14 protein-coding genes and 1 tRNA gene are annotated in these 15484 nt (G+C 59.6%); 14 read left to right on the top strand and 1 reads right to left on the bottom strand.

Annotation, left to right across the window (positions count from 1 at the left end; all coding sequences use genetic code 11):
* Window positions 1-77: 77 nt before the first annotated feature.
* The 14 genes from ABCN01_RS05720 (at window position 78) to ABCN01_RS05655 (ending at window position 15137) form a co-directional block, all read left to right on the top strand.
* Window positions 78-884, top strand: a complete 807-nt coding sequence (locus tag ABCN01_RS05720; RefSeq protein WP_342996077.1) for a ComF family protein — start codon at window positions 78-80, stop codon at window positions 882-884.
* A 122-nt stretch (window positions 885-1006) separates the two neighbouring features.
* A complete protein-coding gene (locus tag ABCN01_RS05715) occupies window positions 1007-2005 on the top strand; it encodes a hypothetical protein (RefSeq protein ID WP_342996076.1) in 999 nt (332 codons plus the stop codon).
* 732 nt (window positions 2006-2737) lie between these two features.
* Window positions 2738-3763 (top strand): substrate-binding periplasmic protein, encoded by a 1026-nt coding sequence (locus ABCN01_RS05710; protein ID WP_342996133.1) that lies wholly within the window; start codon window positions 2738-2740, stop codon window positions 3761-3763.
* A 317-nt stretch (window positions 3764-4080) separates the two neighbouring features.
* Window positions 4081-4665 (top strand): ribosome hibernation-promoting factor, HPF/YfiA family, encoded by a 585-nt coding sequence (hpf, locus tag ABCN01_RS05705; RefSeq protein WP_035137685.1) that lies wholly within the window; start codon window positions 4081-4083, stop codon window positions 4663-4665.
* Window positions 4666-4745: 80 nt separating this feature from the next.
* Window positions 4746-5699 carry a DegV family protein gene (locus ABCN01_RS05700; protein ID WP_342996075.1) on the top strand — a complete coding sequence of 318 codons (954 nt, stop codon included), beginning with the start codon at window positions 4746-4748 and terminating at the stop codon, window positions 5697-5699.
* A 98-nt stretch (window positions 5700-5797) separates the two neighbouring features.
* Window positions 5798-6877, top strand: a complete 1080-nt coding sequence (locus tag ABCN01_RS05695; RefSeq protein WP_342996074.1) for an NAD(P)-dependent oxidoreductase — start codon at window positions 5798-5800, stop codon at window positions 6875-6877.
* A gap of 5 nt (window positions 6878-6882) precedes the next feature.
* Window positions 6883-7311, top strand: a complete 429-nt coding sequence (locus ABCN01_RS05690) for a hypothetical protein (RefSeq protein WP_342996072.1) — start codon at window positions 6883-6885, stop codon at window positions 7309-7311.
* Window positions 7312-7326: 15 nt separating this feature from the next.
* A complete protein-coding gene (locus ABCN01_RS05685; RefSeq protein WP_342996071.1) occupies window positions 7327-8025 on the top strand; it encodes a hypothetical protein in 699 nt (232 codons plus the stop codon).
* Between the two features lie 6 nt (window positions 8026-8031).
* Window positions 8032-9117 carry an isocitrate/isopropylmalate dehydrogenase family protein gene (locus tag ABCN01_RS05680; protein WP_342996070.1) on the top strand — a complete coding sequence of 362 codons (1086 nt, stop codon included), beginning with the start codon at window positions 8032-8034 and terminating at the stop codon, window positions 9115-9117.
* 126 nt (window positions 9118-9243) lie between these two features.
* Entirely contained in the window at window positions 9244-10329 is a 1086-nt protein-coding gene (locus ABCN01_RS05675; RefSeq protein ID WP_342996069.1) for a hypothetical protein, read from the top strand.
* 534 nt (window positions 10330-10863) lie between these two features.
* On the top strand, window positions 10864-12354 hold the full coding sequence (locus tag ABCN01_RS05670) for a PTS transporter subunit EIIC (RefSeq protein ID WP_342996068.1): 1491 nt from the start codon (window positions 10864-10866) through the stop codon (window positions 12352-12354).
* 232 nt (window positions 12355-12586) lie between these two features.
* Window positions 12587-13318: a GntR family transcriptional regulator gene (locus tag ABCN01_RS05665; RefSeq protein ID WP_138113319.1), complete on the top strand. Its 732-nt coding sequence runs from the start codon at window positions 12587-12589 to the stop codon at window positions 13316-13318.
* 143 nt (window positions 13319-13461) lie between these two features.
* Window positions 13462-14631 (top strand): N-acetylglucosamine-6-phosphate deacetylase, encoded by a 1170-nt coding sequence (gene nagA / locus ABCN01_RS05660; protein ID WP_342996067.1) that lies wholly within the window; start codon window positions 13462-13464, stop codon window positions 14629-14631.
* 32 nt (window positions 14632-14663) lie between these two features.
* The gene (locus ABCN01_RS05655; RefSeq protein ID WP_342996066.1) at window positions 14664-15137 is read left to right on the top strand and encodes a NanQ anomerase/TabA/YiaL family protein; all 474 of its coding nucleotides are present in this window, start codon (window positions 14664-14666) and stop codon (window positions 15135-15137) included.
* A gap of 210 nt (window positions 15138-15347) precedes the next feature.
* Here the strand turns inward: ABCN01_RS05655 and ABCN01_RS05650 are convergent.
* Window positions 15348-15423: transfer RNA gene (locus tag ABCN01_RS05650), tRNA-Thr, on the bottom strand.
* Between the last annotated feature and the right edge of the window lie 61 nt (window positions 15424-15484).

Here is a 15484-nt window from a genome sequence, read left to right as displayed (position 1 = left end):
TTGCCCCGAGCGCATCGGGGTATCATAGCGCTGAATCAACAACCCTCCCTGCGACCGAGCGTAGGGAGGGTTGTGTCTTGAAGAGCCATCTGAACATATTGGGCCGTCTGCAGGGTGCCGGCGCCCTACCGTTTGCGGACGAATTGCTACCGTTTGCCGAGCGGGCGGCACACGAGGCGCTCGAGGCATTGTCGCCAACACGATGTGCCGGCTGCGAGCGCGCCGGTGCGCTTATTTGCCAAGACTGCCTGGCCGCGCTCACGCTCATCGACCCACGTCATAGCTGCACCCGATGCGGCGCCCCGTTTGGGGATTTGCTGTGCACTGAGTGTTCGGTCGAGGGCGCGTCCTCGGCAATGGCGGAGGCGCTCGACCGCTGCCTGGCGTGCGCTGTCTATGCGCATCCGCTGCCGCGCATCATTAAAGCGTACAAGGACTCGGGCGAGCGACGTCTGGCTCCGTATCTGGCGGAGCTGCTCTACGACACCGCCCTGCATGCCCAGGTCGTAGCGCCCGATCGCTACGGAGGTGTGCTGTCCGGTGCGGATGCGGTGGTGTTTGTGCCTGCGACGGCGGCAGCGTTTCGGCGGCGTGGTTTTGATCATATGGAGGCTATTGCGCGCCCATTTTGCGAGCTGTCGGGTGTTCCCCTGCTCGATGCTCTCGTCAAGTACGGGCATGGCGACCAGCGCGAACTCGGTCGTGAGGAGCGCCGCGAGCGTGCCCAAGGCATGTACGAGACGGTTGAGGATGTGCACGGCCGCCGCCTGCTGCTTATCGATGACGTTATCACCACGGGCGCGACGATGGCCGCCGCTTCGGCGGAACTCAAGCGCGCCGGCGCCGCAGCGGTCGATGGCCTCGCTATCGCACGCGTTTGGTAGGGGTGATTCATGTGGCGGTAACAATCAGGCGGTGCAACAAACCGACAAAAGAGCAGCTAGCGGCTTCCGTAATCCTAACAGGCGCCTCGGCGCTACGCATGATGCGCGCCGAGCGCCGACAAATGGGTTACATCAGCTGGAGGGACCTCAGCCCCGATGAAGAGTGCCGTGTGCTGCGCGCGTCGTCGCCCTCGATCGAGGACATCTATCTTCCCGACTTGGTACGGATTGGGGCCGCAAGCGGCGAGGTGCAAGAAGATCTTTGCTTGCTGGTGGGATCTGCGGCGCAGCGCCGCCGCATGCCTGGCGTGGGCTGGTCCGTATGCTCTGGGTTGCCCGCCGGCTCGATTCTAGAGGTGGAACCAGGGGTGTACAGTCTATCTCCCGAGGCCCTTTGTGTTGCCGTCGCCCGCGAGGTCGGCTGTATCCAGGCATTTGCCCTGGCCCAGGAGCTGTGCTCTAAGATTTCGCTGAGTGACCGCGGGCAGTATCTACCTCCCTACACATCGCCTGTCGTGAACAAATTGGCAAAGGACAAAGACCAGCCGCCAGATGTCGGTTACTTTGAGGTCGAGCCCGTGCTGACACCCGATCGCCTGGTAGATTACCTTGCGGCGTGCAAAGGAAGCACGGCCAAACAGCTGCTGCGCCTGTGTCCCTACCTGTCAGAAAATCTGCGCTCGCCCATGGAGTGCATCATGCTCGCTCTGTTTTCGCTTCCGTTTTCCTATGGCGGATTTGCCTGCGGTCCCTTTAAGACCGACTACAAGATCGAGTTCGATGACCGCGCGCAGGCAATCTCGGGGATGCCGCATGCAGTTTGCGATGCGTATCAGGAAACAGCCCGGTTTGACCTGGAATACAACGGTGAGCTGGGCCATTCCTCCCGGAGGGGACGTATCCATGATGAAAAGCGCAACACGGGCTTGATTACTATGGGAATCGAGGTCGCGACGGTCAACAACGAAATGCTCTGTGACATGGAAGCGATGGAAGCACTCGCATGGCGCATCCACCAGCGTATGCGAAAGCGGTACCGGAATCGTGTCGATGCCCGCAGGAAAAAGCAAGAGGCGCTGCTTAACACGCTGCGGGCGTGTTTTGGGCTTAAACCCGCCTAACAATGCTCTGAAACAGGGGGTTGGATATATGCTCTGGCCAAAATATAGCAAATATGAGTACTGCTACAAATTCAGTAACAGCAAAATCAGGGATTTTGGGACTGGAAGATGGCGTAAATTAGAAAGTTATTAAACAAATGTGGAATATCCTGGCATCAATCTGACGTTATAGAGCGTGAAAACAGCTTGCAGAGCCAAAAACTCCTGCTACTAAATTGGTAACAGTACTCATATTTGCTATTTTTTGGCCACGGCGCTCCCAGACGGGTGTGTTGGGGCTTTCCATAGGGGAGCGACGGGCTCAATCAGAGCACGTGCGGTCCGTCCTGACCTGCGAAATCTGTACTCGCGATGCGAATAACGCCCCTAACCTTAAACTTTAGCTTGAACTTAGCTATAATGCGCTACGTTCCTGCCAGGCTGTGGTTGCGGACGGACGAAATGCCCGTCCTAGTCCAAGACAGACGCGGTCAAAGGGATCCACGTAAGCGACCGCGTGCGCGCGGCGCGATCATGGCGCGTCCTAGATGTAAGCCGCACCGTCCGTTCTACTTTCTTTGGGGCAATACCGCCTCGCGGGCGAGCGGGCCAGTCGTGAAGGTGGCTGCGGCCTCCCGAGCAAACACCCCGGTGCGCAAGTGTGGGGTCAAATACCAGGTCAGCTGGTGGGAACAACCTGATATTCCGCGCAACGCACGGATCGTATACGACACAGAAGGCAGGGTAGTGGACATGGTGAGGGGCAGCTTGATGCACGCGGCTCGGTTAGGTGCTGGGACCGCAGCGGTCATCGCCGTTTTGGGCCTGAGCGGATGCGCGTTCAACCCGCTGTCTACGTTCACGACTCCCACGATCGACCAGATCGAGTACGAGACCGTCACGCCGGCGGTGTCGGACGATGCCCTGGTCACTCCCGGAACCCTGACGGTCGCCCTCGATACTTCCGATGCGCCGCAGGCCATGCAGGACGCCGACGGCGAGCTCACGGGGTATGCGGTTGACGCCGCCCGCGCCCTCGCAAGCCGCATGGGCCTTAAGGTCGCCTTCGTCGATGCGTCCTCGGCAGGTTCCGCGCTCGGCGACAAAAAGGCCGATATCTTTATCGGCGAGATTAACTCCACGGACGGGGACATTAGCTCGCTCGGCACCTGCCTGTACGATGCCACTTCCGTGTTCGGTAAAACTAGCGATGGTGGGTCGCTAAGCGTTTCCACCGATACCCTTAACACGTCTACTCTGGGCGTTCAGATGTCCTCGGCCTCGCAGGAGGCGCTTGCTAAGCAGAGCATCACCGCCAACCAAAAGACCTACTCCAACATCAACGAGTGCTTTGAGGCACTCGAGTCCGGCGAGGTCGACTATGTGATCTGCGACTCCACGGCCGGCGGCTACCTTGCACGCCTGATGAGCGAGGTCTCCTATGTCGGTGCGCTCGAGGCGCCCTCGACGCTTGGTGTTGCGGGCCTCTCGTCCAATGACAAACTGTGCCGTGCCGTGAGCGATGCCCTCGACGGTATTACGGCCGACGGCACGATCGAGGCGGTCCACTCTGTCTGGTATGGCACGATGCCCTACGACCTCACCACTAAGACGGTTTCGGGCGCTAACGTGCAGCCGGGTGACTCTGAGTCCAGTGAGACCATGTCCTCCGGCAGCGAGTCCTCCGATTCCAACAATGAGACCGCATCCTCCGAGGACAAATCGTCCAGCCAGGAAGGCACCATCACCGACGACGACATTAACAAACTCAATAGCTAGTTATTGCTAGGGGTGGTGTCTCCTATACGTTGGAAAGGACACTTCTTTACGGTTTCAACACGCACTGCCGGGCTTCCCCGATGGGGGAGCCCGGCTTTTTCATCCCAATAAAACTAGCAGGTCAAAGCCAATTTTCGGGACCAAATACAAAGCCGCCGGCCCCCTCCTATAGCGCACTTTGCCACAGAAAAGTGCGAGACTTCGGTATGCGGTATCAAGCAATCGTTATTCGGGTCTTTAGGAATCCGCGTGATTAAATGCACGGCAATGGGTACATAGCCAGTACAGTAAGTCCCCGAGGCAGATTGGAGCCACGTATGGATATCAAGGTTTCTGGACGCAAGACGACGGTAACCGATGCTCTGCGTGCGCATGTGGATGAGAAGATCGGCGAGGCGCTCAAGGTTTTCGATATCGAGCCCATGACGGTCGACGTTGTACTTCGCTATGAGAAGAACCCCTCGAACCCCAACCCGGCAATCGTCGAGGTTACGGTTCGTGCCCGCGGTTCGGTGATTCGCGTTGCCGAGCACGGTGCAGATATGTACGCCGCCATCGACCTCTCCGCCGATAAGGTCACCCGCCAGCTGCGCAAGTTCAAGACCAAGGTCGTGGACAACCGCCAGGGCGGTGCCAGTGCAGCGGATGTCGCACCGGTCGAGCGCGTCGAGGATCTGGCCGACCTGCTGCTGCCCGAGGAGGAGGACGACCTGCTCGTCCGCGAGAAGGTCATCGATGTCACCCCGATGACCGAGGAGCAGGCGCTGGTGCAGACCGATCTGCTCGGCCACGACTTCTACGTGTTCGAGAACGCGACGACTGGCCTCATCAATGTGGTGTATCACCGTAAGAATGGTGGATATGGCATCATCAAGCCCCGCATCGAAACACTTGACGAGTAAAATACGTTAACTTGCATGAGTTAACGGCTGGCGGCCATCCCATGCGGATGGCCGCCTTTTTTACGTAAGGAGTCGCTTTGATGGACAAGGCTGCATCTACCGGCCATTCGGACCGTTGCCGCATCGTCGTCGATACCTGCTGCGACTTTAGCCCCGAGGTCGCCGCGAACCTCGATGTCGATATCCTGGGTTTCCCCTTCATTATCGATGGCGAGGAGCGCACGGATGACATCTGGTCGAGCATCACACCCAAAGAGTTCTACGACCGCATGCGCGCCGGTGCCCGCGTGTCCACCTCGGCTGTGTCGCTCGGTCGCTATATCGAGTTCTTTACCGAGTGCGCCAAAGAGGGCACGCCCACGGTCTACCTGTGCTTTACCTCGGCGCTGTCATCGAGCTACAACTCCGCGTGCCAGGCGGCGGACGCCGTGCGCGCCGAGTATCCCGATTTTGAGCTGTACGTGGTCGACAACGCTCTGCCCTGTGCGACCGGCGCGCTCTTGGCGCTCGAGGCCGTGCGCCAGCGTTCGGCGGGACTGACCGCCAAGCAGCTGGTCGATTGGGCAAACGAGGCAAAGACCTACGTCCACGGCTACTTTACGCTCGAGAGCTTCGACGCACTGGCTGCCGGCGGTCGCATTCCGCCCGCGGCGGCGCAGCTTACGGCAAAGCTCGATGTCAAGCCCGAGCTCTCCTACGACCTTGCCGGCTCGCTGTCGCTAATCGGTGTCAACCGCGGCCGCAAGAAGGCACTCAAGTCCATCCTCAAGTCGTTCCGCGAGAACTACGTGCCCGATCGCACCATGCCCATCGCCATTATGACTGCCGATGCCGAAAAGGACGGTGATTGGCTCGAAGCTGCCATCCGCAAGGAGGAGGGTTGCGCCGACGTCACGATCATTCGCAGCTCCGTGGGTCCCACCATCGGCTCGCACGTGGGCCCCGGCATGGTGGCCTGCGCGTTTTGGGGTAAGAACCGCGCCGACAAGGCGTCGCTTTCCGACCGCATCGCCCGCCGCGTGCGCGGTCAGTAGGCAAGTAACGCGGCCGTAATCGATCCTAGCTCACTGCCCAAACGCTGGCACCGAGTATTCAACCTGGTAACAACACCCAACCCAAAAGGAAAGGTTTCATGGCAAACAAGCTCTCCGTCGCATTTATCGGCACCGGAATCATGGGTGCCCCCATCGCTGGCCACATCCTGGATGCCGGCTATCCCGTCACGGTCAACAACCGCACCAAGTCCAAGGCCGCCGCACTTATCGAGCGCGGTGCCGCCTGGGCCGATACGCCGGCCGATGCCGTGGCTAACGCCGATGTCGTCTTTACCATGGTGGGCTATCCCTCCGAGGTAGAGGAACTCTACCTGGCGGGCGACGGCCTGCTCGCGTGCACCAAGCCGGGCGCGGTCCTGATCGACCTCACCACGAGCTCGCCCGAGCTCGCCCGCGACATTGCCGAGGCCGCCCAGGTTTCTGGCCGCATGGCGTTTGACTGCCCCGTCACCGGCGGCGAGTCGGGCGCTATCGCCGGTACGCTCACGGCTATCGTGGGCGCTACCGAGAACGACATCGCGCCGGTCCGCGACATCCTTGCCACCTTTGCGGCCAACATCTGCTGCTTCGACGGCGCCGGCAAGGGCCAGGCTGCCAAACTCGCCAACCAGGTGTCTCTGGGCGCCTGCATGGTCGGCATGGCAGATGCCATGGCATTTGCCGAGCTGAGCGGCCTTGACCTGGAGAAGACCCGCCAGATGATCCTGGGCGGCACCGGCAAGTCCGGCGCCATGGAGAGCCTGGCGCCCAAGGCGCTCGACGGCGACTACAAGCCCGGCTTTATGGTCGAGCACTTCATTAAGGACCTGCGCCTTGCGCTCGCTTACGCCGATGACCGCGAGCTCGCGCTGCCCGGCGCCGACGTCGCCTTTACGCTCTACGACATGCTCGACGCCATCGGTGGTGCCAAGCTGGGCACCCAGGCCATCACGGTCCTCTACAAGGAGGAGGCCGACGCCATCGCCGCCGGTCTGGACTGGTCGCAGTATCGCCCCGAGGAGCACGGTGCCCACGAGGACGGCTGCGGTTGCGGCGAGCACGGCGACGACCATGAGTGCGGTTGCGGCCACCACCATGGCGAGGACCACGAATGCTGCGGCGGTCACGGCCATGATGACGGCCACGAGTGCTGCTGCGGCCATCATCACGAGGAGTAGCGCCCATGAGCTGGACGTTCGTGGTGCTTGCGCTGGTGCTCTTTCTCTTTGCGATCTACATCGGCTTTTTGTGCGGCCAGTGGGCGTGCGAAAAGCGCGTCATTACCAAGCGCGACTACTGGATTGCCAACTTTGCGGGTGCGGCGGCAGTCGTCCTGCTGACTTGGGTGTTTTCGCTGTTCCCGCTGGTGCAGTTTGCGCCGATCGGCTGGCTCGGCGGCTTTATCGCCGGCCTTAAGATGAGCTTTGGCGAGTCCGTCGGCCCGTGGCGCAAGCACGACGAGGTCTTTAATGTCAACAAGGCTCATCGCGTCGCCGCCGACGCGGGCGACGCCGAGGAGCGCCGCCGTGCGCGTCGCAATGGTGCGGCCGACCGACAGCTCATCTCGGTCACCGATGACAGCAAGGGTGCTGGCAAGCACGCTAAGAAATAGTAAGAAGAGGTAACTATGGCAGAAAACAAAGACGAACAGCTCACCGACGAGGAGCTGGCACAGCTTCAGCTGGCAGAGGAGAACGAGAACGCCGTCGACCGACTGGTCCAGGAGCTCGGCTGCCCCACGCGCCGCATCCGCCAGTTTGCCGCCCGCGTGCTGCACCTGCTTGCCGAGCGCGATCCGCAGCGCGTCGTGCTCTGCGTGCCCGCGCTGATCGAGGCGCTCGACCGCCCCGAGGCTCAGACCCGCTGGGAGGCTCTCGATGCCCTGGCGGCGCTCGCCACCACCTGCCCCGAGCAGCTGGGCGATGCCTTTGAGGGCGCCGAGACCGCGCTGTTCGACGAGATTTCGTCCACGCTGCGCTATGCCGCCTTCCGCCTGCTGTGCGTGTGGGGTGCCACGAGCGTCGAGCGTTCGCGCGAGGCTTGGCCCATCCTGGACGAGGCCATCCAGTGCTACCACGGCGACCTCGAGTATCGCGACATGCTCGGTTGCCTGTACGAGTTTGGCCAGGGCGAGATCGACGCCGAGGTCGCCGAGAAGCTTGCGCTGCGCCTTAAGTTCGATGCCGAGAACGGCAAGGGCAGCTATCTCAAGGCCCGTTCGAGCGAGATTTGCGAAATGCTTGTTAAACGTTTTGGCCTGGATCTCTCCAAAAAGAAGAAGCGTGCTAGCGTTAAAAAATCTGAGGCCGCCGAAGACGAGGAGTAACAGATTATGGCGCACGATGTAGTCCTGATTCCCGGTGACGGTATCGGTCCCGAGATTACGCAGGCCATGCGCCGCGTGGTCGAGGCCACCGGTGTCCAGATCAATTGGAACGTCCAAGAGGCCGGTGCCGGCGTCATGGACGAGTTTGGCACGCCACTGCCTCAGCACGTGCTCGACGCGGTCGCCGAGACCAAGGTTGCTATCAAGGGCCCCATCACCACGCCGGTCGGTACGGGTTTCCGCAGCGTCAATGTGGCCCTGCGAAAGCACTTCGACCTGTATGCCTGCGTGCGCCCTTGCCTGTCGCAGCCGGGCGACGGCTCGCGCTTCCGCGACGTCGACCTGGTCATCGTGCGCGAGAACACCGAGGACCTCTACGCCGGCATCGAGTTCGATGAGGGCGCTGCCGAGGTCGAGGAGCTCTTGCAGCTCGTCGAGCGCTCGGGTCAGAAGACCTTCGCCGCGGATTCCGCGATCTCAATCAAGCCCATCTCCATCGCCAAGAGCCGCCGTATTGTGGAGTACGCCTTTGATTACGCCCGCCGCTGCGGCCGCAAAAAGGTGACGGCCGTGCATAAGGCCAACATCATGAAGGCGACCGACGGCCTGTTCCTGCGCGTTGCGCGCGAGGTGGCCGCCACCTATCCCGATATCGAGTTCAACGATAAGATTGTCGACGCCACCTGCATGGGCCTGGTCCAGAACCCCAACGACTTCGATGTCCTGGTGCTGCCCAACCTGTACGGCGACATCGTGAGCGACCTGTGCGCCGGCCTCGTGGGCGGTTTAGGGATGGCCCCCGGCTCCAACATCGGTGCCGACTGCGCCATTTTCGAGGCTACGCACGGCTCCGCGCCCGATATCGCCGGCCAGGATATCGCCAACCCCACGGCCGAGATCCTCTCTGCTGCGATGATGCTCGATCACCTGGGCGAGAACGATGCTGCCAATCGCATTCGCGCCGCCGTATCCGCCACGCTCGACGAAGGCGAGCAGGTTACCGGCGACGTGCGTCGTGCCCAGACCGGCTCCGTTGAGGGCGCTGTGGGCACGCAGGCTTTTGCCGATGCCGTTATCGCTCACCTGGCCTAAGGCATGCACACTTCAAACGCCTAAATAGTACTTAAGTGTTTGCGTATAACCTAAGAATCAATACGCCCGGCGCCCTGTCGGGCGTATTCTATTGAGGACTATGTTTCCTAACAAGGAGTAACTGATATGGGTCTGATTCAAAAGAAGGACGAGAAGGACGAGATCGACGGCATCCAGATCATCGAGCGTGGCGAAGGCCCCGACGGTGACGAGGACGAGAAGGTCGACCTGGTCGCCGGTACGTCTGCCGAGCACATTGCTGCCGGTACGACGGCCGAGGAGGAGGACGCCCGTCTGGAGGCTCAGATTGCCGCGGATGCCGCTGACGAGAACCTCATGCCCGAGGAACAGGACGAGGACGACGACTCCGACGTGGACGACCATGCATCCAAGCACAAGAAGACGATGATTGCCGCCTTCGTGGTTGCAGTCGTGATCGCTGCGGTGGTCGGCTTCTTTATCGGCAATGGAGGCTTTGGCGGCAAGGGCGTCGGCTCGGCGACCCTCACCGAGGACCAGCTCGATTTGACCGTGGCAAGTTATAGCTACAACGGCAAGAAGAGCGACATCACCGCGCGTGAGGCCATCGAGAGCCAGTACAGCCTCGACACCGTCAAGGACAACGACGGCAACTACACCGCTCCGTCTGCCGACGTAATCCTGTCCTACGTGCGCAACCAGATTCTGCTGGACGCTGCCGAGGACGAGGGCATTACCGTCTCTTCCAAGGAAATGAAGCAGTACGCCGAGGATTCCATCGGCACCTCCGACTACAAGACCATGGCCAAGCAGTATGGCGTGTCCAAGGACCAGGCCAAGCAGATCGTCCGCCAGTCCGCGACGCTGCAGAAGCTCTACAAGAAGAAGGTGGGCGATAGCTCCGCAAGCATGCCGACCGCCCCGACCGAGCCTGCTGACGGCAACGAGGAGACCGCGAGCAAGGACTACGCCGACTACATCATCAAACTTGCCGGCGACGAGTGGGATAGCTCAAAGGGCACTTGGAAGGATGCCGACAGCACCTATGCCAAGGCCTTTGCCGATGATGCCTTTACGACCGATAGCGCCACCTATAAGCAGGCCATGACCGCCTATTACACTGCCTACCAGCAGTACTCCTCGCAGGCGTCGAGCGCCAGCTCCAAGTGGACCGAGTACGCCAACGGCCTCTACGCCAAGGCCAACATCAGCATCTACGGCCTGTTTGCGTAAAGATTGCCTGAGCCTTCGAGTACGAAGCCGAAATATCTGATGAAGCCCCCTAGAACTGACATCGTTCTAGGGGGCTTTTTGCGTTGCAGGGAAGGGCGGGGAAGAGGGTGGTAGGGGAGAGGTTATATACAAATTCTTGGAGACTTTATTCATGTAAAGTGAAAACGATTTCGGCCAAACTGGTAGTAACAATGTGGTACCACTGTTCATCTGGTAGTAACCACTTTTGAGATGAAATCGAATGGAAATTGCTAAGAATTAGTTTGGTAATGAAAGAAACGCAGCACATCTACCTGCGCAAATTACCGTTTACGGGCCAAAAATAACCGTTTGGCAACGATATAGTAATTTGAACGAAATGTGGTGGACGTTTGAATTGAGTGTGTGCTACCGTACATACCAGCAACCCGAGAAAAGGGACTGGGTTGTCTAAGTTTGCGCACCAATGCCGGCAAGCGGAGAAGCCGGTATGCACAAGGCGCGGACATGGAACTCGTTGGTGAACAACGAAAGAAAGGTTGGAGGAGATACCATATGATGAAGTACCTCCAGAAGCTCGGCAAAGCGCTGATGCTTCCCGTCGCGGCGCTTCCCGTCGCAGGTATTCTTATGGGCGTGGGCTACCTGCTCGCTCCCGCAGTCATGGGTGCTGCCGGTGACACTACCGGTTTTGCCTATACCGCCGGTTTCCTGCTCATCAAGGCAGGCGGCGCTCTTATCGATAACATGGCCTGGCTGTTCGCAGTCGGCGCCGCTGTCGGCCTTGCCGACGATCACGATGGCACCGCTGGCCTCGCTGGCCTCGTCGCCTTCCTGATGATCCAGCAGCTCCTGAACCCTGCTGTTGTTGGCACCATTCGTGGTATGGACGCCGATGCTCAGACCGCTTGGCTTGCCACGACCGAGGGCATCGCGTTCTCCAAGATCGCTGGTAACTCCTTCATCGGCATCCTGTCCGCCGTCATCGGTGGCACTTGCTACAACAAGTTCAAGGACACTCGTCTTCCTGACTGGTTGGCCTTCTTCTCCGGCAAGCGTTGCGTCGCCATCATGACCGCCGTCATCTGCATCGTCGTCTCCGTCGTCCTGCTCTTTGCTTGGCCCCTCATCTTCGGTGCGCTCGTCGCTCTTGGTGAGGGTATCGCCGCCATGGGTGGTATCGGCGCTGGCATCTACGCCTTCCTCAACCGCCTGCTCATCCCGACCGGTCTGCACCACGCACTCAACAACGTGTTCTGGTTCGACACCATCGGCCTTGGCGACCTGACCCACTTCTGGGCTGGCGAGACCTCCGCTGACGTCAAGTGGAGCCTCGGTATGTACATGTCCGGCTTCTTCCCCTGCATGATGTTCGGTATCCCGGGCGCTGCCCTTGCTATGGTTCAGACCGCTAAGAACAAGAAGGCTGCTATCGGCCTGGTTGTCTCCGCTGCTATCTGCGCCTTCGTCTGCGGCGTCACCGAGCCCTTCGAGTTCGGCTTCATGTTCCTGTGCTTCCCGCTCTACGTCGTGTACGCTGCCCTGTACGGCATCTTCACCATCGTCACCTACTATGTTGGTTTCCGTGCTGGCTTCTGCTTCTCCGCTGGTGCTACCGACCTCCTGTTCTCCTCTAGCCTCCCGGCTGCCGCCAACACCTGGATGATCATCCCGCTGGGCATCGCTGCCTTCGTGGTCTTCTACCTCGTGTTCCGCTTCGCCATCACCAAGTTCAACCTCATGACCCCTGGTCGCGAGGATGAGGATGTCGAGGAGACCTCCGCTTCCGCCGCTGCTGGCGACGACAAGTTCGCCGCTCTGGCCGCCGCTGTTCTCGCTGCCGTCGGTGGCAAGGAGAACGTCAAGACCGTTGACTGCTGCGCTACTCGCCTGCGCTTCGAGCTCGGCGATTCCGATCTGGTCGACGAGGCTGCCTGCAAGAAGGCTGGCGCTCTGGGTGTCATGAAGATGGACAAGGGTGCTACCCAGGTCATCATCGGCACGCAGGTCCAGGCTGTTGCCGAGGAGCTCAAGAAGCTTCTCTAAGCCTTAAAGACGTATCTGTCTTGCAAAGGGTCGTCCCGCTCCGCGGGGGCGGCCCTTTTTGCTACCTCAATACTTGATGCAGCGATGTAATTGGTATTACAGTACACAGGCAATCAACTGGCAAACAATATTGAAATATGCTTGTTGACCTGCTGTTATTCCATTAAAACTGCTATAGTACGTGGTGTCTGGTTACAACCAATTTCGAGTCATTTATCCGGCAGGTATCATTATGGCAATGGGAGCGCGCAAACAACCTTTGTACGATCAGCTCGTCGATTTGCTGACCGATAAAATCGATCACGAGCTTCGACCCGGCGACTATTTGCCGTCCGAGCGTGACTTGTCGGAGCGCTACGGGCTCTCGCGTACGACGGTTCGCCTTGCCCTGCAGGAGCTTGAGCGCCTAGGCTTGGTGGTTCGTCAGCGCGGCCGTGGAACCATGGTGTGCGACCGCTCTCTGCAAACGGCAAACCTCTCGCAAATCTATAGCTTTACCGAGCAGATGAAGGCGATCGGCCGTGTGCCCAAGACGACGATTCTTGAGTTTACCGAGGTCGAGGCTGATAAGAATATTGCCGTAGAGATGAACGCGCGTCTGGGCGAGCGTCTGTACAAGATCAAGCGCCTGCGTATTGCCGATGGTGTGCCGCTGATGATTGAGTGTACATATCTGCCGAGTCGCAAGTTCTTTGCGCTTAAGCGCCCCATGATCGAGAACAAATCGCTTTACGACATGATCGAGCAGGACTTTCACGAGAAAGTTCGCGTGGCAGAGGAGGAATTCTACGCGAGTATTGCCCGCCATTCCGACGCTCGTCTGCTCGAGATTGCCGAAGGCGCACCGGTCCTGGATTTGATTCGTACCACCTATGACATGAACAACGAGGTTATCGAGTATACGCGTTCGGTTGCGCGCGCCGACCAGTTTAAATACAAGGTCTACCACAACCGCGCAGTCTAGAGTTATTGGGTATAAACGGCTTGGTGTGTTTTGCGGCGGGTGCAAAATGTGCCAAGCGGTAGAAGGCAACGAACAATCGCTCGAATTAACAATGCAGTGGTTTTTGATCCGCCCTAAAACGCACTGCGGGTACGGGAGCATAGATGAGCACGTATGCTATCAAGGCCGACAAGTTCTTTTTGCCGGCGGGGCCGCAGCTGGGCGGCTACCTCATGGTCGAAGATGGCGTCTTTGGCGCTTGGCAGGCCGATGAGCCCGCTTGTGAGATCAAAGATTATTCGGGTACATGGATTGCGCCGGGCATGGTGGACACCCACATTCATGGCTTCTATAACCATGCCACGACCGATAACGATGCCGAGGGTATCAACATCAGCTCGACCGAGCTCGCTCGTCGTGGTACCACCAGCTGGTTGCCTACGACCTTTACCGACGGTGTGGAGCAGATCAAGGACGCCTGCGCTGCCATTGCACAGGCTGACGAAGAGCGCGGACCTGAGTTCTGCGGTGCTCGTATTCAGGGCATCTACCTGGAGGGTCCGTTCTTTACCATGAAGCATGTGGGTGCCCAGAACCCTGCTTATCTGATCGATCCGTCCGAGAAAGTTTTTGACGAGTGGCAGGAGGCCGCCGGCGGTCGAATCGTCAAGAGCGCCATGGCGGCCGAGCGTGACGGCGCCGCCGCTTACGCCGCGGCTCTGAGCGCAAAGGGCGTCGTGACCTGCATTGGCCACTCTGATGCCACCTATGATGAGTGTGCTGCCGCCATCAATGCTGGCGCCAGCTGCTTTACGCATACCTACAACGGCCAGCGCGGTCTGCACCATCGCGAGCCCGGTGTTGTGGGCGCTGCTATGACCACGCCCAACACCTATGCCGAGATCATTTGCGACGGCAAACACGTGAACCCTACTGCTATTAAGGCGCTGCTGCAGGCCAAGGGCTGGCAGCACACGGTGCTGATCACCGATTGCCTGGGTTGTGGCGGCATGCCCGAGGGCAAGTACACCAGCGGTGGCATGGATGTCATTATGAAGGACAACCTTTGCTGGCTTGCCGATGGCTCTGCTATCGCCGGCTCGGTGCTCACGCTCGCACAGGGCGTCAAGAACATCGTCGACTGGGGTCTTGCGAGCGCCGATATCGCAATTCGCATGGCGACCGAGGTGCCCGCGCGCTCTGCTCACGTCGAGGATAAATGTGGCAGCATTATGCCTGGCCGCGATGCCGATTTTGTCGTGTTCAATCCCGACCTTACCCTGGTCGAGACGTATGTGGGTGGCAACAGCGTCGGTAACGCGTTTACCGAGTAGCCGCCAAAGAAGCGATCCGAAAGGGGATTTAGATGATTTACGGTGCATTGGGCGATATCGAGGAGTATCGCGGAATGCTCAAGGGCCTCGACGTGCTGATCGATTGGCTCGAGGAGAACGATCCGGCGAAGCTCGAGGTCGGCAGCCATCCGATTCTGGGCAACAAGGTCTTTGCGAACGTCATGGCTCCTACGACGCGTCCCGAGGCCGAGGCTCACTATGAGACGCATCAGCGCTATCACGACCTGCAGATCGACGTCGAGGGTCGCGAGGCCTTTAAGGTTGCCACGGGCAGCCTGACGCTGGTTCAGGAGTTTGACGAGAAGGACGACTACGATCTGGTCGATTCCGACACCTCGATCGCCGGCGATCTTGCCGACGACAAGTTTGCGCTGTTTGTTGCCGGCGAGCCTCACATGCCCACGCTCGAGTTCCCGGGCGATGGTGCGCGGCCGGTCAAGAAAATCTGCTTTAAACTGCTTGCAGACGCTTATTGGGAGGGGTAGCGCGCTGCTCGGCTGAGCTGTTCGTGTTGCAAGCGTTATCCCTTGGAGGAGCGCGCTTGGGCCCCGCTGATCGCGGTTCCTTTGGGGATTGCGGTTGGCGGGGCTTTTTTGTTGAGTAGGGGAGTTTTCGGCGGCGTTGTGCTTGGATTGGCGGATATGCGCCCGAAATCGGCAACAAAAAAGCCGCCAGAAGGCGGCTATCTTGTGCAATGGAGCCAGCGACCGGGCTCGAACCGGTGACCCCCGCTTTACGAGAGCGGTGCTCTACCAACTGAGCTACGCTGGCGACCATGTGGTGACGCAACTGAGGCGTCAACGGCTGTCTATGATACGGGACATCTCAAATC

Origin of the sequence: Collinsella aerofaciens, assembly GCF_039062365.1 — a bacterium.
Taxonomy (GTDB): domain Bacteria; phylum Actinomycetota; class Coriobacteriia; order Coriobacteriales; family Coriobacteriaceae; genus Collinsella.
The sequence above is the reverse complement of the archived record's forward strand: the minus strand, read 5'-3'. Positions and strand labels throughout refer to the sequence as shown.

Bases quoted from the DNA above. Each gene is read 5' to 3' on its own strand.
- ABCN01_RS05670 (WP_342996068.1), top strand. From the start codon at position 10,864: ATGATGAAGTACCTCCAGAAGCTCGGCAAAGCGCTGATGCTTCCCGTC.
- ABCN01_RS05665 (WP_138113319.1), top strand. From the start codon at position 12,587: ATGGCAATGGGAGCGCGCAAACAACCTTTGTACGATCAGCTCGTCGAT.
- nagA (WP_342996067.1), top strand. From the start codon at position 13,462: ATGAGCACGTATGCTATCAAGGCCGACAAGTTCTTTTTGCCGGCGGGG.
- ABCN01_RS05695 (WP_342996074.1), top strand. From the start codon at position 5,798: ATGGCAAACAAGCTCTCCGTCGCATTTATCGGCACCGGAATCATGGGT.
- ABCN01_RS05655 (WP_342996066.1), top strand. From the start codon at position 14,664: ATGATTTACGGTGCATTGGGCGATATCGAGGAGTATCGCGGAATGCTC.
- ABCN01_RS05675 (WP_342996069.1), top strand. From the start codon at position 9,244: ATGGGTCTGATTCAAAAGAAGGACGAGAAGGACGAGATCGACGGCATC.
- ABCN01_RS05710 (WP_342996133.1), top strand. From the start codon at position 2,738: ATGGTGAGGGGCAGCTTGATGCACGCGGCTCGGTTAGGTGCTGGGACC.
- ABCN01_RS05680 (WP_342996070.1), top strand. From the start codon at position 8,032: ATGGCGCACGATGTAGTCCTGATTCCCGGTGACGGTATCGGTCCCGAG.
- ABCN01_RS05715 (WP_342996076.1), top strand. From the start codon at position 1,007: ATGGGTTACATCAGCTGGAGGGACCTCAGCCCCGATGAAGAGTGCCGT.
- ABCN01_RS05700 (WP_342996075.1), top strand. From the start codon at position 4,746: ATGGACAAGGCTGCATCTACCGGCCATTCGGACCGTTGCCGCATCGTC.
- ABCN01_RS05690 (WP_342996072.1), top strand. From the start codon at position 6,883: ATGAGCTGGACGTTCGTGGTGCTTGCGCTGGTGCTCTTTCTCTTTGCG.
- hpf (WP_035137685.1), top strand. From the start codon at position 4,081: ATGGATATCAAGGTTTCTGGACGCAAGACGACGGTAACCGATGCTCTG.
- ABCN01_RS05685 (WP_342996071.1), top strand. From the start codon at position 7,327: ATGGCAGAAAACAAAGACGAACAGCTCACCGACGAGGAGCTGGCACAG.